This is a genomic window from Sedimenticola thiotaurini (genome assembly GCF_001007875.1).
Lineage (GTDB): Bacteria > Pseudomonadota > Gammaproteobacteria > Chromatiales > Chromatiaceae > Sedimenticola > Sedimenticola thiotaurini.
In genome coordinates this window covers 2804896-2831282 of sequence record NZ_CP011412.1, presented here as the reverse complement: position 1 = coordinate 2831282, position 26387 = coordinate 2804896, and the positions used below count along the sequence as shown (strand labels likewise).

The window sequence follows — 26387 nt, the reverse complement described above, 5'->3', positions numbered from 1 at the left end:
TCAACAGCATCTGTAGTTGGCGCAAGGCCACAACAACCGGAACACGCCGTACCAGCGCCACTACGTGAACAGGTCGACACTGCAGAGGTCGATTTGTAGCCAGTGACGTTGCCCACCCCAATCCGGCCACGCCCGCTACAGGGATACTCCCAGTGATCACCACCAGGGAATGGCATCATGAGGCAAAGCTATATTGAGAACCGCACTTTCGATGAAATCCAGGTAGGCGACTCGGCGAGCCTGGAGCGCTGTCTGACACTACAGGACATAAAACTGTTTGCGGTGATGTCCGGCGATATGAATCCGGCCCGTGTGGACGAAGCGTATGCGAAAACCAGTCACTTCCACGAGATCATTGCTCACGGACTGTGGGGCGGCGCCCTGATCTCAACGCTCCTCAGCACCCAACTGCCGGGACCGGGCACCGTCTATCTCAACCAGTCATTAAGCTTTCACCGCCCGGTGGCGCTGGGCGACCGATTGACCGCCACGGTCACGGTCAAAACCAGGGATGCCAGACGACATCGACTGGTCTTCAACTGCCTCTGCACCAATCAAACGGGCCAGACCGTTATCCATGGTGAGGTGGAGGTACTGGCGCCAACGGAGAAAATCAGACGCCCACGCTGGCTGCTACCGGAAGTACAGCTGCCCGAACAGGTTCACCTGCAGCGATTGCTGACCCGCGCCAAGAGCTATCCGCCCCTGCGCACTGCGGTGGTGCATCCGGTGGACAAAACCTCCCTGGCAGGTGCCGTGGCGGCCGCCGAGAATGGCTTGATCGTGCCCACACTGATCGGTCCTGAAAGGAAGATTCAGGCAGTCGCCGCGGCAGAGAATATAGATCTGGCGCCTTACGAACTGATCACCACGGAGCACAGCCATGCGGCCGCCGAGCGGGCGGTTGAACTGGCCCGCGTGGGTAAAGTCGACGCCTTGATGAAAGGCAGCCTGCATACCGATGAGTTGCTCCACGCCGTGGTTGCGCAGGCTACCGGACTACGCACGGAACGGCGCCTGAGCCATGTGTTTGCCTTCGATGTACCAAGCTATGGCCAGCCGCTGTTTATCACCGACGCCGCCATCAATATCTATCCGACCCTGGCCCAAAAGCGTGACATTGCCCAAAACGCCATCGACCTGGCCCACGCACTGGGCAATCCGCAGCCCAAACTGGCCATTCTGTCAGCGGTGGAGACAGTGACACCCGCCATCCAATCCACCCTGGATGCCGCGGCCTTGTGCAAAATGGCCGATCGCGGCCAGCTCACCGGCGGCCTGATCGACGGTCCGCTGGCGTTTGATAACGCGGTTTCTCCCGAGGCGGCGGCGATCAAGGGGATCGTCTCACCGGTTGCCGGACAGGCAGATATACTCCTGGTGCCCGACCTGGAGGCCGGCAATATGCTGGCCAAGCAGCTGGAGTATTTGGGCGGCGCCACATCGGCGGGGATCGCCCTGGGTGCCCGGGTACCGATAATTCTCACCAGCCGCGCAGACCACACCATTGCCCGACTGGCCTCCTGTGCGCTGGCGGTGATGCTGGCCCATTATTTCCAACAGCGGAAACGGCCATGAACGGTAGTCCCTCAATACTCAACCACCGCCTGTCCAGCACCGTTTTTGTTCAGCCAATTTGCCGTTCAACCTAACCGAGTAATCCGTGATGTCCCAATCCACAGAGCCCACCAAACCAAGCCCCGAGGAACAGCGTGACGCCGGGACTGTACAGACCGCACCGCTGACCGGATTGACAACCGAACAGGCGGCGCAACGCCTGACCCGGTATGGTCCCAACGCCTGGAGTGAACGACACGTCAGTCGGTTGCGCCAGCTACTCGGTTATTTCTGGGGACCCATTCCCTGGATGATCGAGATCGCTGCCCTGCTGTCCGCCGTGGTGGGCCACTGGGCGGATCTGACCATTATCCTGGTCTTGCTGGGATTCAACGCCGGGGTCGGATTCTGGCAGGAGTACCAGGCCGGCAACGCCATTGCCCAGTTGAAAAAGAGTCTGGCGTTAACCGCTCGCGTGCTACGGGATGGCCAGTGGCGGGGAATCCCGGCCCGCGAGCTGGTGCCGGATGATGTGGTGAGAATACGCCTGGGCGATGTGGTGCCGGCGGATATTGAGCTGCTGCAAGGGGACTATCTCACCATCGATCAGTCGGCGCTGACCGGTGAGTCCCTGCCGGTGGATAAAAAAGCCGGCGACACCGCCTATTCCGGTACCGCGGTCAAGCAGGGCGAGATGGTCGGTCGGGTCACAGCCACCGGCATGCAGACCTACTTTGGCAAGACCGCCGGACTGGTCAGCTCGGCCAAAAGCGCGTCCCATTTTCAGAAAGCGGTCATGGCCATCGGCGACTACCTGATCTATCTGGCGCTGGCACTGGTAGTAATCCTGATTCTGGTCGGCCTGGAGCGTCAGTGGCCACTGCTGGAGTTGGCCCAGTTCGCCCTGATTCTGACCGTAGCCTCCATCCCGGTCGCCATGCCGGCGGTGTTATCCGTCACCATGGCAGTCGGCGCCCTGGCGTTGTCCCGCAGGAAAGCCATCGTCTCCCGACTGGAATCGATCGAGGAGATAGCCGGCATGGCAATTTTATGCTCGGACAAGACCGGCACCCTGACCCAGAACCGCCTCACCCTGGGCAACCCGGTCTGTTTCGCCGCAGCCGATAACGATGCCCTGATCCTGGCCGCCGCCCTGGCTTCCAAAGCGGAGAACGGTGATCCGATCGATCTGGCGGTGATTGCCGGGGTCCGCGACCCGGCAAGCCTGAACGCCTATCACCAATCCCACTTTATTCCCTTCGATCCGATCAGCAAACGCACCCAGGTGACGGTGCAAACCGACAACGGCAAACCGTTCAAGCTGAGCAAAGGGGCACCGCAGGTGATCATGCAGCGCTGCCAACTGGACGACGTCAGCCGGGCGGCGGCCGAACAGCGGATTGAACAGCTGGCCAACAAGGGCTTCCGCACACTCGGCGTTGCCCGGCAGGATGACCGGGAGTGGCAGTTCCTCGGCCTACTACCGCTGTTCGATCCACCCCGGGATGACGCAGCAGAAACCATTGCCAACGCCCGCCGCCACGGGGTGGACATCAAAATGGTCACCGGCGACAACCTGGCCATTGCCCGGGAAACCGCCGGCCAACTGGGACTGGGCGACCACATCCTGTCGGCAGATGGATTGAACCTGTCGCCGGACGGCCAACTGGCGCCGGAAGTGACCGCAACCCTGTCCCAGGCGGATGGCTTCGCCCAGGTGTTTCCGGAGCATAAGTTTGCCCTGGTGAAGGCGCTGCAGGAACAGGGCCATATCGTCGGCATGACCGGTGACGGGGTTAACGATGCCCCGGCCCTGAAGCAGGCTGATGTAGGCATTGCCGTGTCCGGCGCCACCGACGCCGCCCGTGCTTCCGCCGACCTGGTGCTGACCGCGCCGGGACTTTCGGTGATTGTGCAGGCGGTGGAGGAGGCGCGCCGGATCTTCCAGCGCATGAACGCCTACGCTATCTATCGCATTACCGAGACCATCCGCATCATGATCTTCATGGTCCTGGCCATTCTGATGTACGGCTTCTATCCCATCACCGCGGTGATGATCATTCTGCTGGCCCTGCTGAACGATCTACCGATCATGACCATCGCCAAGGACAACACCTGGCTGCCCCCGAAACCGGTGCGCTGGGAGATGACTCAGGTACTCAGTGTGGCCTCGGTGCTCGGCATCATGGGCGTGGCGTCCACCTTTTTGCTGTTGATCATTGCCCGCACCTGGCTGCAACTGGAGATGGATCAGATACAGACGGTGATATTTCTCAAGCTGGCTATCGCCGGGCACCTGACCCTGCTGGTGGCACGCACTCACCGACCGTTTTTCGCCCCACCATACCCGGCACCGATACTCTTGGTCGCCATTCTCTGTACCCAGTCGATTGCCGTACTGATTGCCGCCTTTGGCTGGTTTGTCACCCCGATCCCCTGGTCCATGATCGGTGGCATCATCCTCTATGCGCTGGCCTGGATGCTGATCAATGATCTGATCAAGCTCGCGGTTTATCGGGTAATAAATCGCCAGGCATCCCATCAGAAACGGTTTTTAAGTGCGCTAAAGCAGTCGTTCCACCAGCACCCGCCAGCACAATCCCGCTAGGAGTCAACCCATGACGGAACAATCCATACACAAGTCAGGCTGTGAAAACAGCGTACCCTTTTTCTGGCCTTTTGCCGCCGCCGCAGCCCTGGCTGAGAGTGAGTGGCAACTGCTGTTAGACAATCTGAAGTTTATTGCCGAGACGGAGAAGATCGACCACGGTCTGCAACCGGCATTCGCCACGCCAAACAGCATCGCGTTGGCACTGCACACCCTCAAGCTGCGGGACTTTTCCACACCGTCCAGCGCGGCCAACCGTAGCCTGGTACCCACCATCATCGACGCCCCCTTCGCCGGGCACAGCGCCACGATTGCCGATTATCACTCCGGCCAGAGCCTGGTCGAGACCCTGCTCGGCAACGGTTTGGAACGGATTCTGGTCACCGATTGGAACAGCGCCACGCCGCAGATGAAGGACTACGATATTGACAACTACCTGGCCGAACTGAATGTCTGTGTGGACGATCTGGGCGGCCGGGTCAATTTTGTCGGTCTCTGCCAGGGCGGCTGGATGGTGGCCATGTACGCCGCCCGCTATCCGCACAAGGTGAACTGCCTGGTGCTGGCCGGCTCACCCATCGACACTGCCGCCGGCAACGGACCGATCAAGCAGCTGGTGGACCGCTTACCGACCCGGTTCTACGAGCAGTTGGTGAAACTGGGTGACGGGTTGATGCCCGGCAGGTTCATGCTCCAGGGCTGGAAAAACATGCATCCCGACAAACAGTATGTGGAAAAATACATCGACCTGTACGAGCACATAGATGATCCCGCTTACCTGAGCAAACAGGAGACCTTCTCCCGCTGGTATGAAAACCCGCTGGATCTGCCCGGTCGCTGGTATCTGCAGGCGATCACCCAGCTGTTCAAGGAGAACCGCCTGGCAAAAGGGGAGTTTGTCGGTCTCGGCAAACGCCTGTCGTTAAAAGAGATCACCTGTCCGGTCTATCTACTGGCCGGGGCGGGGGACGATATCACGACCCGGGAGCAGGTCTTCAATGCGGAAAACTACCTGGGCACACCGGCCGGACAGGTGGTAAAAACCCTCGCTCCTGGGGGCCATATCGGTCTGTTCATGGGGGCTCGCACCCTGGCCGAATACTGGCCCGCCATCGCCCGCTGGATCGCCGCCGGTGGTAAGGAGGGAAACCAATGACCCGCACCTGCACAGCCCTGGCCCTGCAGGGTGGCGGGGCCCTCGGCGCCTACGAATATGGCGCACTCAAAGCGCTGTATGAACAGCCCGGTTTTAATCCGGCAGTGGTTACCGGCGTCTCCATCGGTGCATTCGCGGCCGCCGTGCTGGTAGGGCCCCGGGGTGATCCCATCCGCGCGCTGGGAAAAATGTGGCAGCAACTCACCCTGCCGGACGCGCCCTTTGTATCGGATACGCTTCAGGCCACTTTGTCTCTGTTCGGTAATGAGGCGATGTACCGACTCAATCCCGGTTACCTGACCGCGCCCTGGCTGGCTACCAGCGTGTACGACACCGAACCGTTGCGCGAATCACTGCTCCAGTGGGTCGATTTTGACCGTCTCAACAACAGCGACACATTCGTGGCGGTAACAGCGGTGGATATTGAGTCGGGGGAGCTGATCGAGTTCAACAACCGACAGGGACTGACGATCGACCACATTCTGGCCAGCGGCAGCCTGCCCCCCGGCTTCCCGGCGGTGACTGTGGACGGGCACACTTACTGGGACGGTGGGCTGGTCTGCAACACGCCACTGCGCGCCGCCATCAACGCCCTGGAACAGATCGCGCCGGCCGGGGCGGAGGTGCGACGGGAGCTGATCGTGATCGACGCTTTCCGTCAGCAGGCGCCGCTTCCCGGACAGTTTACCGACGTGATCGAGCGGGCCTTCGAGATCACCTTTGCCAGCAAGCTGAAACTGGACCTGAAGCTGTTCCGCAAGCTCAACGCCATCATCGAGCTGGTCGATGAGATCGACCAGGCGTTACCGGTGGATAGTCCGATCCGCCAGCTGCCCGCCTACCGGCGTTTACGGGACTATCGCCATATCGATCAACTGCTGGTGATCAGCAACCAGGCGGACGGGGAGTTGGGTGGGCCAGCCGACTTTTCCGCGGCCACCATTCAGCGGCGTATCGCGGCGGGCTACCGGGACGGCCAACAGGCGATCCAGGCCAATCAATCAGCCCCGTAAGATGGCCCGTTTTTATGCCCACAGGGGAGACTGACCGGATAGGCTGGTCAGGTTGTGTTTGCCCATGGGGAGACAGCAGATAACAAAAGGCCGGCATTGACCCCTACCCACCCGGCGCAACCGGGAATCTGTCCGGCTGCACTGGAAGGGTAGGCACGTTGATTGTGTCCACGGGAGAGCAGCGAGCCACTAAAAGGGCGGATACTGACCCGGGGATCGATCCGGTCTGTGGTTACCAGTTCTCGCCCAACAGCTCGAAGTGGGCCTGGGGATGGAGGCAGGCAGGGCAGATCTTGGGGGCCGCCTCGCCTTCATGCAGATAGCCGCAGTTGCGACAGCGCCACACCACCTTGCCGTTACGTTTGAATACCCGACCCGCTTCCAGGTTGTCGGCCAGATCCTTGTACCGTTTGTGATGCTGTCTCTCGGCCACACAGATCGCATCAAATGCCGCAGCGACCTGATGAAAACCCTCTTCCCGGGCCACTTCGGCGAAGGCCGGATACATATCGCTCCACTCGTGCTCCTCACCGGCGGCGGCGTGGCGCAGATTTTCCAGGGTGGTGCCGATCAGTCCGGCGGGGTAGGTTTCGGTGATCTCCAGATCACCCCCCTCCAGGAATTTGAAAAAGCGCTTGGCGTGCTCCTTCTCCTGATTGGCGGTCTCTTCAAAGATGGCGGCGATCTGCACCAGCCCCTCTTTGCGCGCCACACCGGCAAAGTAGTTATATCGGTTGCGCGCCTGGGATTCGCCAGCAAAGGCGGCAAGCAGGTTTTTCTCCGTCTGTGATCCCCGGATGCTCTTACTCATGATGTTACTCCCGCTGAAACCAGAAAATTAATGGGTTTATTTTACCCCTTCCCTCCCCGGGAATACCACCGGGAGACATAGGTAGCCAGCAGAATAGCCGTGAAGATGGTGGTCATACCGACCACGTGATAGGACTGGAAATGCTCGCCCAGAAAAATCACTGCCAGCAGGCTGGCGAACACCGAGATCAGGTTGGTGAACAGGGCCGCCTGGTTGGCACCACCCAGCAGTACCGCCTTGTTCCAGAAGTAGTAGGAGAGCAGCGAAGGAAAGATGCCCACGTAACCCAGAATCAGCGCCGTATCCATACTCAGGCTGAAGGTTTCACGACCCTGGATATCCCAGAGATAGAACGGCAGAATGCCGCAAATACCGAGCAGGATCAGCAACAGCAGCAGGCCCAGCCGGTCCAGCTCCGCAGGCAGCTTTTTCATCAACACGGAATAGATTGCGAAACCGGTCACCGCGATCAGCATCAGCAGATCGCCGGGATTCAGCTGCAGACTGGCCAGCAGTTGCAGATCCCCCCGGGAGACCACCCAGCAGACCCCCACCAGGGCCAGCAGCATACCCAGTTTCTGCAACCAGGTGGCCCGCTCATGACCAAACAGCCAGGTGAGCAGGAACACTTCCAGCGGCATAGTGGCACTGACCACCCCCACGTTGATGGCGCTGGTGAAGTGCAGCGCCACATACTGCAGGGAGTTGTAGAGGGACACACTGAGCAGGGCCAGCAGCAGCAGCAAGCGGAAGTGCCGGCGGTAGTAACCCATGTCCCGCAGGCAGGCACGCCAGGCAAATGGCAGCAGGATCAGAAACGCCAACACCCAGCGCCAGAACGACAGTTCGATACCCGACATGTAATTGAGAGCCAGCTTACCCACCACCGCGTTACCACCCCAGAACAGGGTGGTCAGGGTCAGCAGCAGGGCCGGGCGCTCCAGCCAATGGGTTGAACTCACGCCGTCAGCTCCAGCGGCACAGCCTCTCCCCAGGGCTGGTCATTCAGCCATGGCCGATAGCGACCCATCCCCATCATGGCAGGCAGGACTCGAAGTGATCCACCGACACCTCCAGCAGGGCGGAGTCCCGGATGGTGTCAGGCAGAGAGTCCACGCAGGCGGCGATAACCCCATCCGCATCGGCACCAAATGCACCCTGTTCCGTCATGAACCGGTCCAGACCGGCACTGCCGGCGCGGATCATCTCCCGTGCCACCGCGTGGGTGGCCAGGCTCTGGCCGGGATAGCGGTTCAGCAGATAGGAGAAGCTGAAGGCGGTATTGGTCATGGCCTGGATGGAGATGCGGGGCAAGCCGGCGGCTACCGCCAGACGGGCGGCATAGATCGCGTCCACCACTGCATGGTGGATACTGAAGCCCTGATCCCAGCTGTCACTGGCGATACCCTTGCCCAGGGCCACGTCCCACTGCCGGGTACCACCGGCGCCACCATTGAGAAAACCCAGGTAGTCGTACTGCCCGTCTCCGCCCAGTTGGCCCTGGTTGAAACAGTCGGCATGGATGGCCGCAGCGGTGGCAATACCGTTCAGGCCATTGAACACCATGTGATGCCCCACCAGCTTGGTAATGGCACCGGCGCCGGGCGCCGTACCAAAGTAACGGGGATGCCCCAGTCTCTGTAACAGGGGCAGCAGTCGCTGATAGAGTGCCTCGTCACCGCTGGCCAGGATCAGCATCCCCTTGGGATCCGCCCCGCCCAGTTGCGCCCCCAGGGGCCCCCCGGTGAGGGGATAGTTGACATAGTCCACCCGCCGCGCAGTACAGAAGGTGGTGGCGGCCTCGGCAAAGTCGGGGCTGACGGTGGAGAGATGCAGGATAAACGGACGCTGGCCGGCGACGGCGCTCAGCCGGCTGGTCAACTCACTGATGATCGCCACGTCATCGCCATTCTTACCGGCACAGACCACCACGCCATCCAGATCCCCATCGCCCACCAGTTGTGGCAGGGTCGGCACCAGAGCAGCGCCATGGGCCTGCCAGTCTGCCCGGTACCGGTCACGCAGACCACCCTTGCTGCCACGATCATGCACCCGAAGTACCCGGGCCGGCCCATCCTGGCCCAGATGTGTGGCGGCCGGTCCGGCCATCATTCCCAATCCACCGACATAAGCGAGTTTCAACATGTTCTGTTCCTGTTTCAGTGCACGATTTTGGCCGACTATGTTAGCAGACAGTCGGCAACTGGCGGGTTTGCAATGGCTGGAGTTTCCCCGATAGAGTAGGGCCATCGCAAGCTGAACCGGACACCACCCATTGATGAACAAGCCAATCCACCGGCTGCTGCTGGTCCTGCTGCTGATCGGGCTGGCGGCCTGCGCCTGGAAAATCTGGCAGCAGGCCACCGCCTATGAGCAGCAGACCCTGGCGATCATTCAGCAGTTGCAGGCCTCCAGCCAGCTGGAGAGCAGCGGCCGCCAGCTGCTGGAGGCATTGAGTTTCGGCCTCTATGACGGTTACAGCCAGCAACTGGAGGCGCTGAACCAGCAGAAATCCCTGCAGGCGGCCTACAAGGCCTCGGTCGATCAACTGACCCTGCTGTTTCTCGTGGATGGGGCCCTGCTCCTATTGATCGCCTGGCTGCTGCGACACCGCACCGGCGATCTGGGCTACGCCATGCTGACAGTGGGTGTGGTGGCATTGATGGTGGGCCTGACCACACCGATCCTGTCGGTGGAAGTAAGTAAGACCCTGCCAGTGCTGGGCGAGACCGTGCTGCAGTTCCAGTCGAAGGGGATACTCACCACCGTCAGTGGTCTCTGGGAACACGGCAACCGCTGGCTGGCGCTGTTGCTGCTGCTGTTCAGTGTGGTGCTGCCCCTGCTGAAGACCGGCGTCGCCTGGTTGACCCTGTTCAGCCGCACCCATCATCTCTCCCTGCGCGGTCTGCACCTGAGTCACCACCTGGGCAAGTGGTCCATGGCCGATGTGTTCGTGGTGGCCATCCTGGTGGCCTACTTCTCCAGTAACGCCGGAGGTCTGACCCAGGCGGAAGTGCAGGCCGGTCTCTGGTTCTTCGCCATTTACGTGGTACTGTCCCTGCTCGGTTCCCAGTTGATCAGCCGGCAACTGAGCCAGATGCCGCAACGGGAAGCGCCGCTCAGTTGACGCTGAGCATATCCGCTTTGGCCAGCAGCAGTTCCCAGGCGGTCTCAAAACGGGGCGGCACCACCTGCTTGCGGCGCTGACGCGGCAGATCATCCAGCAGGCAGGCCCCCGCCGGTTTATCCTTGGGAAACCGGCAATCCCCGGCAAACAGCACAATACCGCTGACCGGGATATTGGGCACCAGGGATTTCACCGTGGCACTGATCAGCTGCAGCTCATGCAGGGGATTGGGAAAACGGTTGGAGGCACCGCGCCACACCTGGGCCCACTGATCCGTATCCTTACCGCCGAAGATGTTGCCTTCGTACCAGTTGACCATGACCAGCAGAATCCCCTTGTGGGTCAACACCACATAGTCGGTTACCAGTACACCATCGAGACCGTCCGGCACCAGCAGATCCCGGTGTACCTTGGGGCCCAGGCGCCGGATGGCCTGACGGAGCTGATACTGTTTCAGGGAAGCCGACAGGCGTTGCCGGAACAGGAGCAGGGGAACTACCAGTACCAGGGCCGCCAAAGCCACCAACAGCCACTGAAACTGCACGGATGAGAGGGAGAACATGGTGTTATCTGAAAACCTGTCCGGAAAGTATCCAAAATTCAGGGTGCCGGGTACTCGGCCCAATAGTTGAGCGCAGAGTTTCGCCAACAAAGGGGATCAGAACAACCCCTCCATGATATTTTGTGAAGTTCAGCCGACGGTCGACGGCAAATTTGCCATACTAGTAAGGTTGTATTTAGGAATTAATAGAAGTTACTCTTCCTGTGATGTAGAAGAGAACGTACCTGTTATTCATCCGTGGAGACACAAGGAGGTCGGTATTCTGCGCATATTTCCCACCCACTTTGGCCTGATGCTCTGCCTGTTGTATAGCTGCTCCCTGCACGCTGCGGAGGCCATGAAGTTCGGCGTACTGAATCAACACCCGGTCACCGTGGCCGCCCAGATCTGGAACCCGATGCTGCTGGAGATCAGTCAGCAGACCGGTATCCCACTGGCCCTGTCTATGGGCCAATCCGCCCCCGAGACCACCCAACGCACCCTGGCGGGAGAGTATGACTTCGCCTATACCAATCACCTCTTCTCGCCGGAACGACAAAAGATCGGTTTCCAGGTCATAGCACGGCTTAATCGACCCGCCATCAGGGGTCAGATCGTGGTGCCCATCGATTCTCCGCTGCAGAAACTGGCCGATCTGAACGGCAAGAAAATAGTGTTTCCGTCCAAAGAGGCGTTCGTCGGATACCATGTACCGAGCCAGGCGCTGAGCCGGGCCGGTATCTCTGTCAGCAGCGCTTTTGCCGGCAACCAGGAGGGGGCGATGCGTCAACTGGCCACCGGCATAGTGGATGCCGCCGCCGTCAACGACCGGGTGATGCACGCCTTCGCCATGCGCACCAAATTCCGCTACCGGGTACTGTGGAGGTCGGAGCCTTACCCGGACCTGGCCGTCATGGCCCATCCCCGGGTACCGGCCGGAATGGTGGCGCGGGTCAGGGACGCCCTGCTCAGCATGCACCAACGGGACAGCGGTCGCAGGGCACTGGAGAACGCCAACCGGTTCCTCAGGAGCACGGAACCCTTGATCTTCGTCCCTGCCAGTAATGCCGATTACGCACCCTACAGCCGGTTCTGGCGCGAACAGGCCGAACAACCATGAACTCATGGCGCAGACTGTCGCTGTTCTGGAGACTGTTTCTACCCATTGCCGTAGTGGTGTTTTGTGCCGGAAACCTGCGCATCTGGACCTTTATCAACGAGGAGCGGATCAACCAGATCAGCACCCTGGAACACTCCCTGGAAGTGGCCGCCGCAACCCTGCAACCCATCATAGCCAGGGGCGCCATTACCGGTGACTATGCCACTGTCCAGGCCCAACTGGAGCGGGAGGTACGGCTGCGCCCCTACCTGGCCCGGGCTGAATGGCGCTTGGGCGACGGGCGTCTGAAGGCGGAATCCAAGCCTGCGAAACAGACCGTGCCGGCCTGGTTTGAACGACTCTCCGGTATCCAGTCGTTTGAAATTACCAATCGGGTGGAGCTGGGCGGCGTCGACTATGGCCAACTGATCCTCTCCTGTAACCCGCAACAGGCTCAGAGCCTGATCTGGGAACGGGTGGTGGCCCGGATAGTGAGCCTGGGGGTAATCATTTCTGCGCTGTTTCTTATGTTGGCACTCACACTGCGCACTTCCCTGAAGGCACTGACCCGGCTGGTGACTGCTTACCAACAGTTTCTGCAGGACCACGGTACCCGAGTCGTCGTTGGTGGTGCCCGGGAGATTCAGCAGCTCGGCAACGCCTTTAACACCATGGCCGACGAGGTGGAAGCGACTCTCAAAGCCCTGGCCGAAGCCCAGGCCAGTGTGGAGAAGGAGGCGGAGTTGAATCACGTGACCTTGATGTCCATCGGGGAAGGGGTCATCACCACCGACGCCAGCGGCCTGGTGTCCCAGATGAATCCGGTCGCCGAACAACTGACCGGCTGGCCCCTGGAGGAGGCGACGCAAAAACCCCTTGCTGAAGTGTTCCACATCGTGCGGGAGACGTCCCGGGAGGTGGTGATTAACCCGATCAGCCAGAAGCTCACCGGAGAAAAGAGCACCAAGAAGGAGAGCGGCATTCTGCTGATCAGTCGGGATGGCCGGGAGACTCAGATCGAGGACTCGGCCGCACCGATCCGTTCTGAAGACGGCAAGGTTTTCGGCTACGTTCTGGTTTTCAGTGATGTGGGCGAAAAAAAGGCGCTGCAGAAAAAAATCGGTTGGCAGGCAACCCATGACGCCCTCACCCAACTGCCCAACCGGTCACTGCTGGCGGATCGGTTAGCCCAGGCGGTGGCCCGCAGTGATCGGTCAAATCAGTTAATGGCGGTGGGCCTGCTGGATCTGGACGAATTCAAACCGGTGAATGACCGACTCGGCCACGCCAGTGGCGACCAGCTGCTTAAACTGGCTGCCGGCCGCATGCATGAGGCCCTGCGCAGCACCGACACGCTGGCCCGTCTGGGTGGAGACGAATTTGTGCTGGTGCTGTCCGACCTCACCTCCCTCGATGAAGCGGAAACCATATTTCAACGTCTGCTGAATCACCTGGCGGAACCCTATCCGCTGGATGAAGAAGTGGCGCGGGTTACCGCCAGTCTGGGATTTACCCTCTACCCACTGGACCAGGCAGACCCGGACACCCTGCTGCGGCATGCCGATGAGGCGATGTATGCAGCGAAACATGCGGGTCGCAACCGCTATCACCTGTTCGATGCCCAACACGACCAGAAACTGCAGACGCGCCGGGAACGGACAGGAGAGATACGGGAGGCGCTCAACAGCGGCCAGTTCGAGCTGTTTTATCAACCGAAAGTAGACATGCGCGAGGGCAGAGTAACCGGATATGAAGCCCTGGCGCGGTGGCGCCACCCGGAGCATGGCATTCTCTCGCCGGCAGAGTTCCTGCCCTACATGGAAGACAATGAGCTGGCCGGTGAACTGGGACGTTTCGCCCTGAAGGCTGCACTGAGCCAGATCGCAGAGTGGCGCGAAGCCGGCTACACTGACTGGTCGGTCGCAGTCAATATTGCTCCCTACCACTTTACATCCGTCGATTTCCTGGAAGATCTGACAAACGCCACGGAGCAATTCCCGGAGATCCCACCCGAATGCCTAGAGCTGGAGATCGTGGAATCGACCGCTATTGCCGATCTGCAACATGCCGCCAATGTCATAACCGCCTGCCATGACCTGGGTATCCGGCTGGCACTGGACGACTTCGGAGTCGGCTACGCCTCGCTCTCCTATCTCAAATGTCTGCCGGTGGATATGCTGAAAATCGACCAGAGCTTTGTCCGGGACGTGCTGCTCGACAAAGGCGATCTGGCGGTGGTGGAGGCGGTGATCACCCTGTCCAACCTGTTTGGACGCGAAGTGGTGGCAGAAGGGGTTGAGCAGGCGGAGCAGTATCTGTTACTGCTCAAACTGGGCTGCCACATGGCACAGGGTTACGGCATCGCCCGGCCCATGCCCGCCAACCTGGTGGCCGACTGGGCCGCGAACTGGCAGCTGGATCCGGATTGGCAATAACGGTAACCCCCGGCGGATCACTATGCCCAGGCAGGTTGAAATCTAATAAGTAGCGGCCGGGATTTTCAGGGATCTGGATATTGGCATCCCAAGCTCGTCTTTAGGCATCACTTTCCGATACAGAAACTGCTGAAGATCTGCCCCAGCAGATCATCGGCGGTGAACTCGCCGGTGATCTCACCCAGTGCCTGCTGGGCCTGGCGCAGGTCCTCGGCCAGCAGTTCGCCCGAGCCTTGATCCTGTAACGCGGCCTGCCCAGTCAGTAAGTGGTTACTAGCCCGTTCCAGGGCGTCGAGGTGGCGTCGGCGGGCAATGAACTCGCCCTCCTGGCCGCTCTGATACCCCATGCAGTGCTTGAGGTGTTCCCGCAACAGATCCACCCCGGCGCCGCTCCGGGCGGAGAGGGCAATCTCCACTGTGGCATCCGATTCCTGCAGCCCGGGCGGGGTGCCGGTCTGGTCAATTTTGTTGCGGATAAAGGTGACGGGTGTGTCACTGGGCAACAGGCTGGTATCGAACGCCTGGTGCTCGGGATCCAGCCTGTCATCGAAGATCCACAGGATGCGGTCGGCCCGGCTGATCTCTTCCCGCGCCCGCCGGATACCCTCCTGTTCCACCGCGTCACTGCTGTCCCGCAGGCCGGCGGTATCCACCAGGTGCAGCGGCATGCCGTCGATCTGAATCTGCTCCCGCAGCAGGTCCCGGGTGGTACCGGGGATGTCAGTGACGATGGCCGATTCCCGACCCGCAAGGCAGTTCAACAGACTGGATTTACCGGCGTTGGGCAGGCCGGCGATCACCAGGGTCATGCCGTCCCGCATCAGGCGGCCCAGTTGGGCGCTCTGGCGTACTCCGTCCACGCTGCGGATGATCTCTTCCAGGTCACCGGCCACCTTGCCATCGGTGAGAAAATCGATCTCCTCTTCCGGGAAATCGATGGCCGCTTCCACGTACATGCGTAGTAGCGTCAGCTGTTCCACCAGTTGATGAATACGCTGGGAGAACTCGCCCTCCAGGGAGCGTACCGCCAGACGGGCGGCGGCGGCGGTACCGCTTTCGATCAGGTCGGCCACCGCTTCGGCCTGGGCCAGATCCAGTTTGCCGTTCAGGAAGGCGCGCTGGCTGAATTCGCCCGGTTGGGCCAGACGCACACCACACGCCAGCACCCGTTGCAGCAGCAGATCCATCACCACCGGACCGCCATGGCCCTGCAGTTCCAGCACATCTTCGCCGGTAAAGGAGTGGGGACCCGGGAAATAGAGCGCCAAACCTTCGTCCAGCACCTGCCCATCGGCAGCGCGGAATCGGGCGAAGTGGGCCTTACGGGGTTCCGGCAGTTTGCCGGTGAGGGCGGTGGCAACGCTGGCGGCCAGCTTGCCGGAGATGCGGACGATGCCGACCCCGCCCATGCCGGGCGGGGTGGCTATTGCCGCTATGGTCTCCTGGGCGTCCACAAAATCAGACGCATCAGGCCTTGGCGTTAGCGGCATTCTCGATCTGACGGGTGATGTACCACTGCTGTGCAATGGAAAGCACGTTGTTGGTCACCCAGTAGAGCACCAATCCCGATGGGAAGAAGGCGAAGAACACGGTGAACACCACCGGCAGGGCCATCATGATCTTGGCCTGCATGGGATCGGGCGGGGCCGGGTTCAGTTTCTGCTGGATGAACATGGAGATGCCCATGATCAGCGGTAACACGAAGTAGGGATCCTTGGTGGAGAGATCCTGAATCCAGAAGATGAACGGCGCCTGGCGCAGTTCCACACTCTCCAGCAGTACCCAGTAGAGGGAGATAAACACCGGAATCTGCACCAGAATCGGCAGACAGCCGCCCAACGGGTTGATCTTCTCTTTCTTGTACAGCTCCATCATGGCGGCGTTGAGCCGCGCCTTGTCTTCTCCGTAGCGATCTTTCAGCGCCTGGATACGCGGCGTCATGCGCCGCATGTTAGCCATCGATTTGTAGCTGGTCTCGGAGAGCTTGTAGAACACCGCCTTGATCAGCAGGGTTAGCAGAATGATGGAGAGACCCCAATTGCTGACCAGGCTCTGGATCTGTTTCAGCAACCAGAAGATCGGCTGGGCGATGACTGTCAGCCAGCCGTAATCCACACTCAGATCAAGACCCTTGGAGATCGCCTTCAACTCTTCCTGCAGCTTGGGGCTGGCCACGAAGCCGGTGCTGAAGGTGTGGTCCTCGCCCTGTTGAACCGTCACGGCCGGGGTGTAAGCGCCCAGTACATAGCGCTTGCCGGACAACACATTGGTGTAGAAGGTGTCGGCCTGATCCACTGGCGGAATCCAGGCTCCCAGGAAGTAGTGCTGCAGCATGGCGATCCAGCCGCCTTTTACTTCACGGTTGAGCTTGGACTCTTCCATGTCCTCGAAATTGATCTTTTCGTACTTGTTCTCTTCGCTGTAGATGGCGCCACCGGTGTAGGTGTACAGCAGTTTGGACGCCGCACTGCCATCTTCAGCCGGGGTGCGCACCAGTTGGCGATACTCGCGGGCCACCCAGGGCTTGTCGGAGCCGTTCTCCACGATATGCTGCACCGTCACCAGGTAGCTGCCCCGCTGGTAGGTGAATCGCTTGGTTACCTTGACCCCTTCCGGGCTGGTCCAGTAAAGATCCACATTCAGCTGATCTTCACCATCGGCCAGTTGATACTCCGTATTGGCCGCCTGGTAAGGCGTCTCATGGGTGGGCGCCGTACTACCTTCACCGGCAATCAGGCCGGACTGGGCGATAAACAGGTTGGGTGGCTCCGGCTTCATCAGTTGGAAACTGTTCTGCTTGTCACCCAGGGTGGCGGGGTAGTCGTTCAGGAACACCTTCAGGACATTGCCGCCCACGGTGCCGATCTCCATGGAGTAGAGGTCGGTTTTTATTTTGATGGTGGCCGATGTGGGGGCGGGGATATTATCCGGTGCAGGGACAGCCGCGGTGGCTGAGACACTGGGTACCGCCGAGGGAATGCCATCGTCGGCCGCGGGCACGGCTGATGGTACAGCGGAGGAGGCGCTATCACTGCCGCTGACCGCTGATTCTACCGCCGCAGTGGCCGCTGGTTGGGGTCCATAATCCTTTTCCCACGCCTGCCAAAGCATCAACAGAATGAAAGCCAGCGCGAAAAACAGTATCAGGCGAAGATTATCCATGGACTATCTCAAACTCGAATTTGGAAGTTGCAGGAGCCAATTGGCAAAGCGCCTATTATGGCCTGAAATCATCTCCGGGCGCAGCCTTTTCCGACCTCAGTTCCCGACTGTCGAGATTGCCTGAACGGCCTTTTTCCAGTGCCTGTCGAGAGAGTCCCGCAGTTGATGCTTATTGGAAAGGTCGATTCCACGAGCACAGAGTACTACCAGATCTAAGCCCGCCAAATCATGCTGCTGGTGTCTGAAACTCTCCCTGATCAGACGTTTAACCCGGTTTCTGTCAACGGCCCGCTTCAGAATCTTTTTTGCCACCGCTGTTCCCAGGCGGGCATTGGACTTGCCATTGGCCCGGAACAGTACGGTGAAGCAGCGATCCGACGATCTGCGGGAGTTCTGAAACACCCGCTTGAATTGCGCAGGTTTAAGTAAACGCAGATCCCGACCGAAAGATGCCTTGCGATCTTGCAAAGCGGTGCCGGACTTCAGGTCGCCAGGCGGGCACGTCCTTTCGCACGGCGTGCATTTAAAATCTTGCGGCCATTGCGCGTTGCCATGCGGGCACGGAATCCATGATTACGCACACGCTTCAAATTGCTCGGCTGAAAAGTTCTTTTCATGACAAATACCAGGTAATTAGGTTTAAACGGGACTGTTTTGTGCTGGCGCACGAAAAAAGCCCTCGAAAAAGGGCGCGTATAGTACGACGCGGGAGCGCTGCATGTCAACAATATCGCCCCCCGGGATCGCCAGCTAACCCGCTGATTTCTCAGAAACTATGGGAGGGGGAGGGGAGAGGAGCGAAAATTCCCATCGAATCAACAACCTGTCCCCAAAGTTCCAGCGAACAATTAATAAATCTGCATAAAAAACATATTTTTAGCTTTCAGATAGTACTGGCGGCTGATTGATCCAGGACCTTTTTTATACTCGGTCAAAGCTATGGATAAGCCAGAAAAAGCGGAGTAAACTTTTGCCTCCGCAGTTCAAATTACTCGAACCTGGCTGACATTTCGGGCGAGGTCGCTGTGGCATTAGTAAACCAAAGGCATTCATCGAAGCGGGCCGACAACAGTAACTGGCGGATCCCCACATCACCACGAAAAGAGAATTTTCTTTCTCATTTTCAAACGAACAAGAGTGGATAAAGCGTGAATTTTTGGAGCAAGTGCATAGATCACCTCGAACATGATCTGCCACAGCAGCAATTCAATACCTGGATTCGTCCCCTACAGTCGGTTGAGGAAGCGCACAACATACGTTTGCTCGCGCCGAACCAGTTTGTCCTCAACTGGGTTCAGAACCACTATCTGGACAATATCACCAGCTATCTGCAAACCATCGCCGGAAGTAACGCACCCACAGTGTCGTTGGAGATCGGCAGCAGAGCCAACACCCGAAACAGCCAGGAACAACCGACAGGCTCCCCGATCAGTAGTCAGGATAAACCCAGGGCCAGGGCACCGCGCCCGGAAAACGACGCCCCCATGCCCAGTAACCTGAATCCCAATTTTGTATTCGATACCTTCGTACAGGGTAAATCGAATCAGCTCGCCCGGGCAGCTTCCATACAGATCGGCGAGAATCCCGGCACGGCTTATAACCCACTGTTTATCTACGGTGGCGTTGGGCTGGGTAAAACCCACCTGATGCACGCCATCGGCAATATGATCCTGGATAACAACCCCAAAGCGAGGGTGGTCTATGTCCACTCGGAAGGATTTGTTGCCCAGATGGTAAAGGCGCTCCAACACAACACCATCGACGATTTCAAACGCCGTTTCCGCAGCGTCAATGCGTTGCTGATCGATGATGTTCAGTTTTTTGCCGGCAAAGAGAGGTCGCAGGAGGAGTTCTTCCACACCTTCAATGCCCTGTTTGAATCCCAGCAACAGATCATCCTCTCCAGCGATCGCTTTCCAAAGGAGGTCTCCGGTCTGGAGGAGCGGCTCAAATCCCGTTTTGGTTGGGGACTGACCGTCGCTATTGAGCCACCTGATCTGGAGACACGGGTCGCCATTCTGAAAAGCAAGGCGGACCAGCTGTTCGGCGTGGATCTGCCCAATGAGGTGGCCTTTTTTATCGGCAAGCGGGTTCGTTCCAATATCCGGGAACTGGAAGGGGCGTTACGCCGCATTATTGCCAATGCGGAGTTTACCGGTCGTCCCATTACCCAGGAGTTTGCCAAGGACGCCCTGCGCGACATGCTGGCCGCACAGGATAAACAGGTGACTATCGAAAATATTCAGAAGACAGTGGCGGAATATTTCAAGATAAGGACTTCCGATCTGTTGTCATCAAAACGCAGCCGCACGATTGCCAGACCCCGGCAAATTGCCATGAGCCTGGCGAAGGAGCTGACAAACCATAGCCTGCCCGAAATAGGGGAGGCTTTTGGCGGACGGGATCACACCACTGTGCTCTATGCAACGCGTAAGATATTGGAGTTGAAAGAGAGCGATCATCGGGTCGAAGAGGATTATGGAAACCTGTTAAGAACACTCACCAGTTAATGTGGATAAACTGTTGATGTTTTTGAAACAAAACAGCATGCTTAAGTTATCCACAGACGACCAACACCTCTTACGGAATCGATACGGCTGTTATCAACAGGGGAAAATCAATATAACTTATTGAATAACAAGGGAATAACAAGGTTGATTAACAGAAAACCGGCTGTGTAATAATAACAGTAAGTCTATATAAATATTTTATATCTATTAAAGAGTGCTTCGCCATGAAGATCCTAACCACAAGGGATAATCTGCTAAAACCCCTACAACAGGTCAGTGGAGTTGTTGAGAGAAGACAGACTCTGCCTATACTCGCCAATGTCCTGATCAATGCAGGTCAAGGAAAGATCAATATCACAGCGACTGATCTGGAAGTTGAAATGAAAACCACCACGCTGATGGATTGTGACAGCGAATCGGATTTCACTCTGCCAGCCCGTAAACTGCTGGATATCTGCAAAGCACTTCCGGAAGACGCCAATATCGAATTAAACGTGGAGAGCGAACGGGTTGTAATCAAATCTGGTAGGAGTCGGTTCACATTGGGCGTACTCCCAGCCAATGATTACCCATCCATTGAGCCTACCGCCAGCAGCCATCGGTTCAGCGTTACCCAGAAGCTGTTAAAAAGATTGATAGAAAAAACCCAGTTCGCCATGGCTATCCAGGACGTTCGCTACTATCTGAACGGATTACTACTGGAGATGAGTCAGAATCAGATACGGGCTGTCGCTACCGATGGTCATCGTCTGGCACTCAGTGAAGCGGATTGTTCATTGAACCAGGAGACCGGACTACAGGTCATTCTACCTCGCAAAGCGGTTCTTGAACTGGCTAGACTTCTGTCGGACTCTGATGAAACCATTGATGTGGATGTCAGTAGTAACCACATCCGTTTCATTATGGGGGAGACCAGCTTCACTTCTAAATTGATAGATGGAAAGTTTCCCGATTATCAACGGGTCATTCCAACTAACATGGATAAGGAGATTACCGCGGATCGTGATCAGCTGAAGCAGGCCCTGATGCGGACGTCCATCCTCTCCAATGAAAAGTACCGCGGAATTCGTTTTCAATTCTCCAACGGATTGTTGCAACTGTTGGCACACAATCCTGAGCAGGAGGAGGCTGAAGATGAAATGGAGATCGACTATCAGGGCGATGAACTGATCATCGGATTCAATGTGGGCTATCTGATTGAAGTGCTGAATGTTATCGACACCGACTCGGTCAAGCTCTATCTCAGTGACTCCAATAGCAGCTGCTTAATCCAGAACAAAGACAGTGAACAGAGTCGTTACGTTATTATGCCCATGCGGCTTTAGTGTGAAGGCAACAAGAGAACCGGCAAACTCTGCCGGTTCTCGATACTCCTCTCTCTGCACCCGAAAAACGGGTACCTCCCGTGGCCATCAAACAGCTTAAAATTCAGCACCTCAGAAATATTACTGAGGCAGATGTTCAATTTTCCGATGGTATCAATTTTATCTCAGGCAGAAACGGCTCAGGAAAGAGTACGCTGCTTGAGGCTATCTACATGCTGGGGCGGGGCAGATCCTATCGAACGACGAAGTTTGGCCCGGTTGTACAGCAGGGTGAAAAGACAGTTTCCCTGTTTGCCATATCTTCTCTTGATCGGCTTTATCGAATTGGTCTGCAAAAAACGGCTACAACTACAGAAGTTAAAGTTAACGGAAGTAGTATAAACCGTTTATCAGACATTGCCCGCATCACGCCCCTGCAAATACTAACGCCACTCTCCCACGAGATACTGGAGAGGGGGCCCGAGTACCGTAGGCGTTTTATGGAGTGGGGTGTGTTCCACGTGGAACACTACTATTTCGAACTTCTAAAAAAATATTTGAAGGCGTTACGGCAGCGAAATTTTCTGCTTCGCTCTGATCCAACAACCGTACCCAGTTGGAATAAGATAGTTGGCGAGCTGGGCGAATCCCTTAATGCCATCCGAGAATCATACTTTGTTGAATTAAAAAGCGCATTTCAGGCAGAGATTAATGCGCTATGTTTACCCAACAACATTTCCCTCGGTTGGCGTCGGGGTTGGGACGACGATAAGAGTCTGGAAACAGTACTTGTAGAAAAGCAGCCGGTCGATATTAAACAGGGCTTTACCCATGTAGGGCCACATCGGGCAGATCTAAGAATAGTTTACGATGGTCGGTCGGCTTTCACCGGCATATCCCGGGGGCAGCAGAAAATGATTATATCTGCCCTTCACCTGGCTCAGGCACGGCTTACTCAAGATAAAACCGGTAACAAGCCTATTATTCTTTTCGACGATTTGGTTGCAGAATTGGACCGTGAAAATCGGGACATACTATTAAACCGGATTAATGACTTTGGCTGTCAGGCGTTTGTAACCTCCACCGATCCGTTAGGAAGCAGGGGGTTTTCTGACGAATTGCATCTAGGTATAGATCAGGGAATCGTAAACAGGGCGAATTGAGCCAATATATATACGGTGTTCCACGTGGAACACCGCTGATTTAGAAACAAATAAGAATGCGGGATGGTGTATAATAATCGGCTCGCAAATAGGAGTTTTTTATGACGTACGACTCATCAAACATCAGGGTGCTAAAAGGGTTGGACGCGGTGCGTAAACGGCCCGGTATGTATATAGGTGATACGGATGACGGAACCGGCCTGCATCACATGGTATTTGAGGTCGTGGATAATTCAATTGATGAGGCCCTGGCCGGTTACTGTTCTGAAATAACAGTGACGGTTATGGACGATGCCACCGTCAAGGTAACGGATAACGGTCGGGGTATTCCGGTAGATATTCATCCGGAAGAGGGAAGATCCGCTGCGGAAGTAATCATGACCATCCTTCATGCAGGGGGGAAATTTGATGACAACTCCTACAAGGTGTCAGGTGGATTACATGGGGTCGGTGTATCAGTGGTCAATGCCCTGTCCGAAAACCTCAAACTCTATATTCACCGCAACGGCCATACCCATTATCAAGAGTATGTGCATGGAGAACCCCAGGGGCCGTTGACTGTTATAGGCGATACCGATAAAACCGGTACCGAGATAATATTCAAGGCCAGTAAAGAGACGTTTACCAATATCGAATATCATTATGAATTGTTGGCCAAGCGTCTCCGTGAGCTCTCGTTCCTCAACTCCGGTGTACGTATCAAGTTGATGGACCAGCGCACCGACCGACAGGATGTGTTCGAATACGAAGGTGGCATCAAAGCGTTCGTTGAACATCTGAATCGCAAGAAGACACCCCTGCATGAAACCGTGTTTAGCTTCTCCATTGAGAAAGATGACGTGGTGGTAGAGCTGGCCATGCAGTGGAATGAGTCCTATCAGGAGAGTATTTTCTGCTTCACCAACAACATCCCCCAGCGGGATGGGGGAACCCATCTAGCCGGGTTCCGGGCAGGTCTTACCCGGACCCTGAACCAATATATCGACCAAGCTGGACTGGATAAGAAGCAGAAAGTGAACACTTCCGGTGATGACGCGCGGGAAGGTTTGACCGCCGTACTCTCTGTCAAAGTACCAGACCCGAAATTCTCCTCCCAGACCAAAGATAAGCTGGTTTCATCAGAAGTGAAAGGCATCGTTGAATCTGTTCTGGCTGATCGTCTAAGCGCGTTCCTGCTGGAGAATCCAACAGAGGCAAAACAGATAGCCGGGAAGATGATCGAAGCCGCCCGAGCCCGGGAAGCGGCTAGAAAAGCGAGAGAGATGACCCGTCGCAAGGGTGTACTGGATGTGGCGGGGCTGCCCGGTAAACTGGCTGACTGCCAGGAGAAAGATCCGGCGCTTTGCGAAATCTACCTGGTGGAGGGTGACTCCGCCGGTGGGTCTGCCAAGCAGGGCAGGGACCGCAGAACCCAGGCCATCTTGCCGTTGAAAGGTAAGATTCTCAATGTCGAGAAAGCTCGTTTCGATAAAATGCTCTCTTCCGCCGAAGTGGGAACCCTGATTACCGCACTGGGATGCGGTATAGGACGGGAAGAGTTCGATCCGGATAAACTGCGTTATCACCGCATTATTATCATGACCGATGCTGACGTGGACGGTGCCCATATCCGTACCCTGTTGCTGACCTTCTTCTATCGGCAGATGCACGAGCTGATCGAGCGGGGGCATGTCTATATTGCCCAGCCACCCCTGTACAAAGTAAAAAAGGGTAAGCAGGAACAATATCTAAAGGATGACAACGATCTGAACGCCTATCTGCTACAGGCGGCGCTGGATAATGCGGCTCTCCATGTCAGTAAGGATGCACCGGCCCTATCAGGGGTCTCCCTGGAGGAGCTGTCTAAACAGCATCTCGCAACCATGGCGACAGTGAAACGGTTGGCCAAGCGTTACGAGCCGTCGGTGATCGAAAAACTGATCTACATGCCGAGAGTGACCGACGAGCTGATCGCGGATGAAGCGGCCTTCTCAGCCTGGTTGCAGGAGTTGAACGCCCGGTTAAACGCCGAGCAGAATATATCGAACCGGTTCGATATCAACGTCCAGGCGGCGACGGAAGATCAGCCCGCACAGATCAATGTGATTCAGTATGTGCACGGCATCAATACCGAATCGGTCATACCACTGGAGTTCTTCAACAGCAACGATTATCGGCGCATGGCGGAGATGGGTGAGAAGCTGGATGGCCTGCTCTCCGAAGGTGCCTATATCAAACGGGGCGAACGGGAGTATCCGGTGCAGAGCTTTTCACAAGCGCTGGATTGGCTGCTGGAGGAAGCGAAACGGGGTCAACATATCCAGCGCTATAAAGGTCTCGGTGAAATGAATCCGGATCAGCTCTGGGAGACAACCATGAACCAGGAGTCGAGAAGACTGCTGCAGGTCAATATCGAGGACGCAGTTGGGGCGGACGAGATCTTTACGACCCTCATGGGTGACCAGGTTGAGCCGCGCAGGGACTTTATTGAGCGTAATGCACTGACGGTCGAGAACCTGGATATATAATCCATCGCCAATGTAAAAAAAGGGCCTTTAAGGCCCTTTTTTTACCTGTGCAGTAGTAATGAACTGGGTAACTATAGTAAGTACTTACATCCTGCTTATTGGATATGGGATAAGGTATTTTCTATCCAGGTTTCCACTTCCTTGTTGATATCAGCGGCCTTTTTTCCCTGACTGGAAATCGGATCACCCACCACTACCTTGATAACGCCCGGATATTTCCTAATATCACGGCGTCGCCAGAAAGTTCCGGCGTTGTGGGCAATGGGGATCACCGGTACGCCGCTCTTTTCTGCCAGCAGGGCACCACCCATGCCATACCGCTTGTGCTCTCCGGGGGCCACCCGTGTACCTTCGGGGAATATGATCACCAGTCTGTTCTGTTTTAAACGTTCCAGGCCGATTTCAATAACCTGCCGGGCTGCCTGACGCCCCGCCTTTCGGTTAATGGCGATGGGTTGCACCGTGGCGGCAGCCCAGCCAAAAAAGGGTACCCACATCAGCTCCCGCTTCAGCACCCATGCCTGCTCCGGTGGCAGCAGGGAGCGCAGTGCCATGGTCTCCCAGGCTGACTGGTGCTTAGCCAGAATGATGGCGCCCGATTCGGGAATCTTCTCCAGACCTTCAATTTCGTAGTCCAGCCGGCAAAGATGCTTGAGAAACCAGAGATTGACCGTGCCCCAGCTGTTGGCGATCAGGCAGCGTTGCCGGTAGGGTAGCAGCCAGCCCACTACGGACAGCACACTGGCCAGAATCACCGTCGTGATGACCAGGCTCACCAGGTAGAGTAGGGATCTAATCAGTATCATGATTCTCTATTCTTCTTGTTGTACCAGCGTTGCCACCAGATCACTCAGCGAGTTATAGACCGGTATGGTCGGGTCGAGGCGCGGATCTGTTTCTGTCTGTTCACCCCTGCCGGTGCGCACCAGTATGGGCTGGGCGTCGGCTGCCATGGCAGCCTGCAGATCTTCCAGGCTGTCTCCGACGCAGCGTACCTGCTCCAGGCAGACATGAAATCGTTCGGCGACCTGATTCAACAGGCCTGGGCTGGGCTTACGGCAATCGCAGTCTGAATCGGCACCATGGGGACAGAAGAAGAGGCCATCGACACGGCCCCCCTCTGCGGCCAGTGCCTGGCTCATTTTGTTATGGATGGCGTTCAGGGTATCGATAGTGAAACGCCCCTGAGCCAGACCGTCCTGGTTGGTGATGACCACCACTCGGTAGTCCGCCTGGTTCAGCTGGGCTATAGCCTCCAGGCTGCCCGGGATGGGAATCCACTCCCCGGGCGAGGCGATGAGATCATCTGACCGCTCATTGATGACACCGTCCCGACCCAGGATGATCAGCTTGTTGGTAGGCATGTTAGTTAGCACTCACTGGCGCTGGATTAA

General features: G+C 57.2%; 21 protein-coding genes. 11 read left to right on the top strand and 10 right to left on the bottom strand.

Translation table 11 applies throughout. From position 1 onward, the window contains the following. Positions 1 to 177: 177 nt before the first annotated feature. From AAY24_RS12980 to AAY24_RS12965, 4 genes are all read left to right on the top strand, one after another. The gene (locus tag AAY24_RS12980; protein ID WP_046860047.1) at positions 178 to 1578 is read left to right on the top strand and encodes a bifunctional enoyl-CoA hydratase/phosphate acetyltransferase; all 1401 of its coding nucleotides are present in this window, start codon (positions 178 to 180) and stop codon (positions 1576 to 1578) included. Positions 1579 to 1666: 88 nt separating this feature from the next. Continuing rightward, positions 1667 to 4165 (top strand): plasma-membrane proton-efflux P-type ATPase, encoded by a 2499-nt coding sequence (locus AAY24_RS12975; protein WP_046860046.1) that lies wholly within the window; start codon positions 1667 to 1669, stop codon positions 4163 to 4165. A gap of 10 nt (positions 4166 to 4175) precedes the next feature. Then, a complete protein-coding gene (locus AAY24_RS12970) occupies positions 4176 to 5321 on the top strand; it encodes an alpha/beta fold hydrolase (RefSeq protein ID WP_046860045.1) in 1146 nt (381 codons plus the stop codon). Further along, positions 5318 to 6334 (top strand): patatin-like phospholipase family protein, encoded by a 1017-nt coding sequence (locus AAY24_RS12965; protein WP_046860044.1) that lies wholly within the window; start codon positions 5318 to 5320, stop codon positions 6332 to 6334. The genes AAY24_RS12970 and AAY24_RS12965 overlap by 4 nt, the downstream gene beginning before the upstream one ends. A 232-nt stretch (positions 6335 to 6566) precedes the next feature. On the opposite strand, the gene rbr is transcribed toward AAY24_RS12965, so the two are convergent. The 3 genes from rbr to AAY24_RS12950 form a co-directional block, all read right to left on the bottom strand. Then, complete coding sequence (rbr, locus tag AAY24_RS12960) at positions 6567 to 7145, bottom strand: rubrerythrin (RefSeq protein WP_046860043.1); 579 nt, start codon at positions 7143 to 7145, stop codon at positions 6567 to 6569. Positions 7146 to 7186: 41 nt separating this feature from the next. Beyond that, positions 7187 to 8107: a DMT family transporter gene (locus AAY24_RS12955; RefSeq protein WP_052761236.1), complete on the bottom strand. Its 921-nt coding sequence runs from the start codon at positions 8105 to 8107 to the stop codon at positions 7187 to 7189. 73 nt (positions 8108 to 8180) lie between these two features. Further along, positions 8181 to 9290, bottom strand: coding sequence for an NAD(P)-binding domain-containing protein (locus tag AAY24_RS12950; protein ID WP_046860042.1), 1110 nt, complete (start codon positions 9288 to 9290; stop codon positions 8181 to 8183). 133 nt (positions 9291 to 9423) lie between these two features. Between AAY24_RS12950 and AAY24_RS12945 the strand changes: the two genes are divergently transcribed. Further along, positions 9424 to 10272, top strand: a complete 849-nt coding sequence (locus tag AAY24_RS12945) for a paraquat-inducible protein A (protein WP_063370463.1) — start codon at positions 9424 to 9426, stop codon at positions 10270 to 10272. Here AAY24_RS12945 and AAY24_RS12940 read toward each other — a convergent pair. Next, complete coding sequence (locus AAY24_RS12940; RefSeq protein ID WP_046860041.1) at positions 10265 to 10834, bottom strand: nuclease-related domain-containing protein; 570 nt, start codon at positions 10832 to 10834, stop codon at positions 10265 to 10267. The genes AAY24_RS12945 and AAY24_RS12940 overlap by 8 nt on opposite strands. Positions 10835 to 11171: 337 nt before the next feature. Between AAY24_RS12940 and AAY24_RS12935 the strand changes: the two genes are divergently transcribed. Together AAY24_RS12935 and AAY24_RS12930 are read left to right on the top strand one after the other, a co-directional pair. Next, positions 11172 to 11933: a phosphate/phosphite/phosphonate ABC transporter substrate-binding protein gene (locus AAY24_RS12935; protein ID WP_199930374.1), complete on the top strand. Its 762-nt coding sequence runs from the start codon at positions 11172 to 11174 to the stop codon at positions 11931 to 11933. After that, positions 11930 to 14347, top strand: coding sequence for a putative bifunctional diguanylate cyclase/phosphodiesterase (locus AAY24_RS12930; protein ID WP_052761235.1), 2418 nt, complete (start codon positions 11930 to 11932; stop codon positions 14345 to 14347). Before AAY24_RS12935 ends, AAY24_RS12930 begins: the two co-directional genes overlap by 4 nt. Positions 14348 to 14454: 107 nt before the next feature. On the opposite strand, the gene mnmE is transcribed toward AAY24_RS12930, so the two are convergent. The 4 genes from mnmE to rpmH form a co-directional block, all read right to left on the bottom strand. Continuing rightward, positions 14455 to 15837: a tRNA uridine-5-carboxymethylaminomethyl(34) synthesis GTPase MnmE gene (mnmE, locus tag AAY24_RS12925; RefSeq protein WP_046860039.1), complete on the bottom strand. Its 1383-nt coding sequence runs from the start codon at positions 15835 to 15837 to the stop codon at positions 14455 to 14457. Further along, on the bottom strand, positions 15815 to 17509 hold the full coding sequence (gene yidC, locus AAY24_RS12920; RefSeq protein ID WP_046860038.1) for a membrane protein insertase YidC: 1695 nt from the start codon (positions 17507 to 17509) through the stop codon (positions 15815 to 15817). The genes mnmE and yidC overlap by 23 nt, the downstream gene beginning before the upstream one ends. Before the next feature lie 96 nt (positions 17510 to 17605). After that, complete coding sequence (rnpA, locus tag AAY24_RS12915; RefSeq protein WP_234422295.1) at positions 17606 to 17911, bottom strand: ribonuclease P protein component; 306 nt, start codon at positions 17909 to 17911, stop codon at positions 17606 to 17608. Positions 17912 to 17991: 80 nt separating this feature from the next. Next, positions 17992 to 18126, bottom strand: coding sequence for a 50S ribosomal protein L34 (gene rpmH / locus AAY24_RS18950; protein ID WP_082117145.1), 135 nt, complete (start codon positions 18124 to 18126; stop codon positions 17992 to 17994). A gap of 531 nt (positions 18127 to 18657) precedes the next feature. Between rpmH and dnaA the strand changes: the two genes are divergently transcribed. The 4 genes from dnaA to gyrB all read left to right on the top strand — a co-directional run bounded on the left by dnaA (position 18658) and on the right by gyrB (position 24993). Next, a complete protein-coding gene (gene dnaA / locus AAY24_RS12910) occupies positions 18658 to 20019 on the top strand; it encodes a chromosomal replication initiator protein DnaA (RefSeq protein ID WP_046860036.1) in 1362 nt (453 codons plus the stop codon). Between the two features lie 224 nt (positions 20020 to 20243). Further along, positions 20244 to 21344: a DNA polymerase III subunit beta gene (gene dnaN / locus AAY24_RS12905; protein ID WP_046860035.1), complete on the top strand. Its 1101-nt coding sequence runs from the start codon at positions 20244 to 20246 to the stop codon at positions 21342 to 21344. A gap of 80 nt (positions 21345 to 21424) precedes the next feature. Further along, positions 21425 to 22486, top strand: coding sequence for a DNA replication/repair protein RecF (gene recF, locus AAY24_RS12900; RefSeq protein ID WP_046860034.1), 1062 nt, complete (start codon positions 21425 to 21427; stop codon positions 22484 to 22486). 101 nt (positions 22487 to 22587) lie between these two features. After that, entirely contained in the window at positions 22588 to 24993 is a 2406-nt protein-coding gene (gene gyrB, locus AAY24_RS12895; protein WP_046860033.1) for a DNA topoisomerase (ATP-hydrolyzing) subunit B, read from the top strand. Positions 24994 to 25088: 95 nt separating this feature from the next. On the opposite strand, the gene AAY24_RS12890 is transcribed toward gyrB, so the two are convergent. Together AAY24_RS12890 and gmhB are read right to left on the bottom strand one after the other, a co-directional pair. Further along, positions 25089 to 25799: a lysophospholipid acyltransferase family protein gene (locus AAY24_RS12890; protein ID WP_046860032.1), complete on the bottom strand. Its 711-nt coding sequence runs from the start codon at positions 25797 to 25799 to the stop codon at positions 25089 to 25091. Between the two features lie 6 nt (positions 25800 to 25805). Beyond that, positions 25806 to 26357: a D-glycero-beta-D-manno-heptose 1,7-bisphosphate 7-phosphatase gene (gmhB, locus tag AAY24_RS12885; protein WP_046860031.1), complete on the bottom strand. Its 552-nt coding sequence runs from the start codon at positions 26355 to 26357 to the stop codon at positions 25806 to 25808. Positions 26358 to 26387 lie beyond the last annotated feature (30 nt).

Coding starts and splice junctions, on each gene's coding strand:
- AAY24_RS12980 (WP_046860047.1), top strand. CDS start 178: ATGAGGCAAAGCTATATTGAGAACCGCACTTTCGATGAAATCCAGGTA.
- AAY24_RS12975 (WP_046860046.1), top strand. CDS start 1,667: ATGTCCCAATCCACAGAGCCCACCAAACCAAGCCCCGAGGAACAGCGT.
- AAY24_RS12970 (WP_046860045.1), top strand. CDS start 4,176: ATGACGGAACAATCCATACACAAGTCAGGCTGTGAAAACAGCGTACCC.
- AAY24_RS12965 (WP_046860044.1), top strand. CDS start 5,318: ATGACCCGCACCTGCACAGCCCTGGCCCTGCAGGGTGGCGGGGCCCTC.
- rbr (WP_046860043.1), bottom strand. CDS start 7,145: ATGAGTAAGAGCATCCGGGGATCACAGACGGAGAAAAACCTGCTTGCC.
- AAY24_RS12950 (WP_046860042.1), bottom strand. CDS start 9,290: ATGTTGAAACTCGCTTATGTCGGTGGATTGGGAATGATGGCCGGACCG.
- AAY24_RS12945 (WP_063370463.1), top strand. CDS start 9,424: ATGAACAAGCCAATCCACCGGCTGCTGCTGGTCCTGCTGCTGATCGGG.
- AAY24_RS12940 (WP_046860041.1), bottom strand. CDS start 10,834: ATGTTCTCCCTCTCATCCGTGCAGTTTCAGTGGCTGTTGGTGGCTTTG.
- AAY24_RS12935 (WP_199930374.1), top strand. CDS start 11,172: ATGAAGTTCGGCGTACTGAATCAACACCCGGTCACCGTGGCCGCCCAG.
- AAY24_RS12930 (WP_052761235.1), top strand. CDS start 11,930: ATGAACTCATGGCGCAGACTGTCGCTGTTCTGGAGACTGTTTCTACCC.
- mnmE (WP_046860039.1), bottom strand. CDS start 15,837: ATGCCGCTAACGCCAAGGCCTGATGCGTCTGATTTTGTGGACGCCCAG.
- yidC (WP_046860038.1), bottom strand. CDS start 17,509: ATGGATAATCTTCGCCTGATACTGTTTTTCGCGCTGGCTTTCATTCTG.
- rpmH (WP_082117145.1), bottom strand. CDS start 18,126: ATGAAAAGAACTTTTCAGCCGAGCAATTTGAAGCGTGTGCGTAATCAT.
- dnaN (WP_046860035.1), top strand. CDS start 20,244: ATGAAGATCCTAACCACAAGGGATAATCTGCTAAAACCCCTACAACAG.
- gyrB (WP_046860033.1), top strand. CDS start 22,588: ATGACGTACGACTCATCAAACATCAGGGTGCTAAAAGGGTTGGACGCG.
- AAY24_RS12890 (WP_046860032.1), bottom strand. CDS start 25,799: ATGATACTGATTAGATCCCTACTCTACCTGGTGAGCCTGGTCATCACG.
- gmhB (WP_046860031.1), bottom strand. CDS start 26,357: ATGCCTACCAACAAGCTGATCATCCTGGGTCGGGACGGTGTCATCAAT.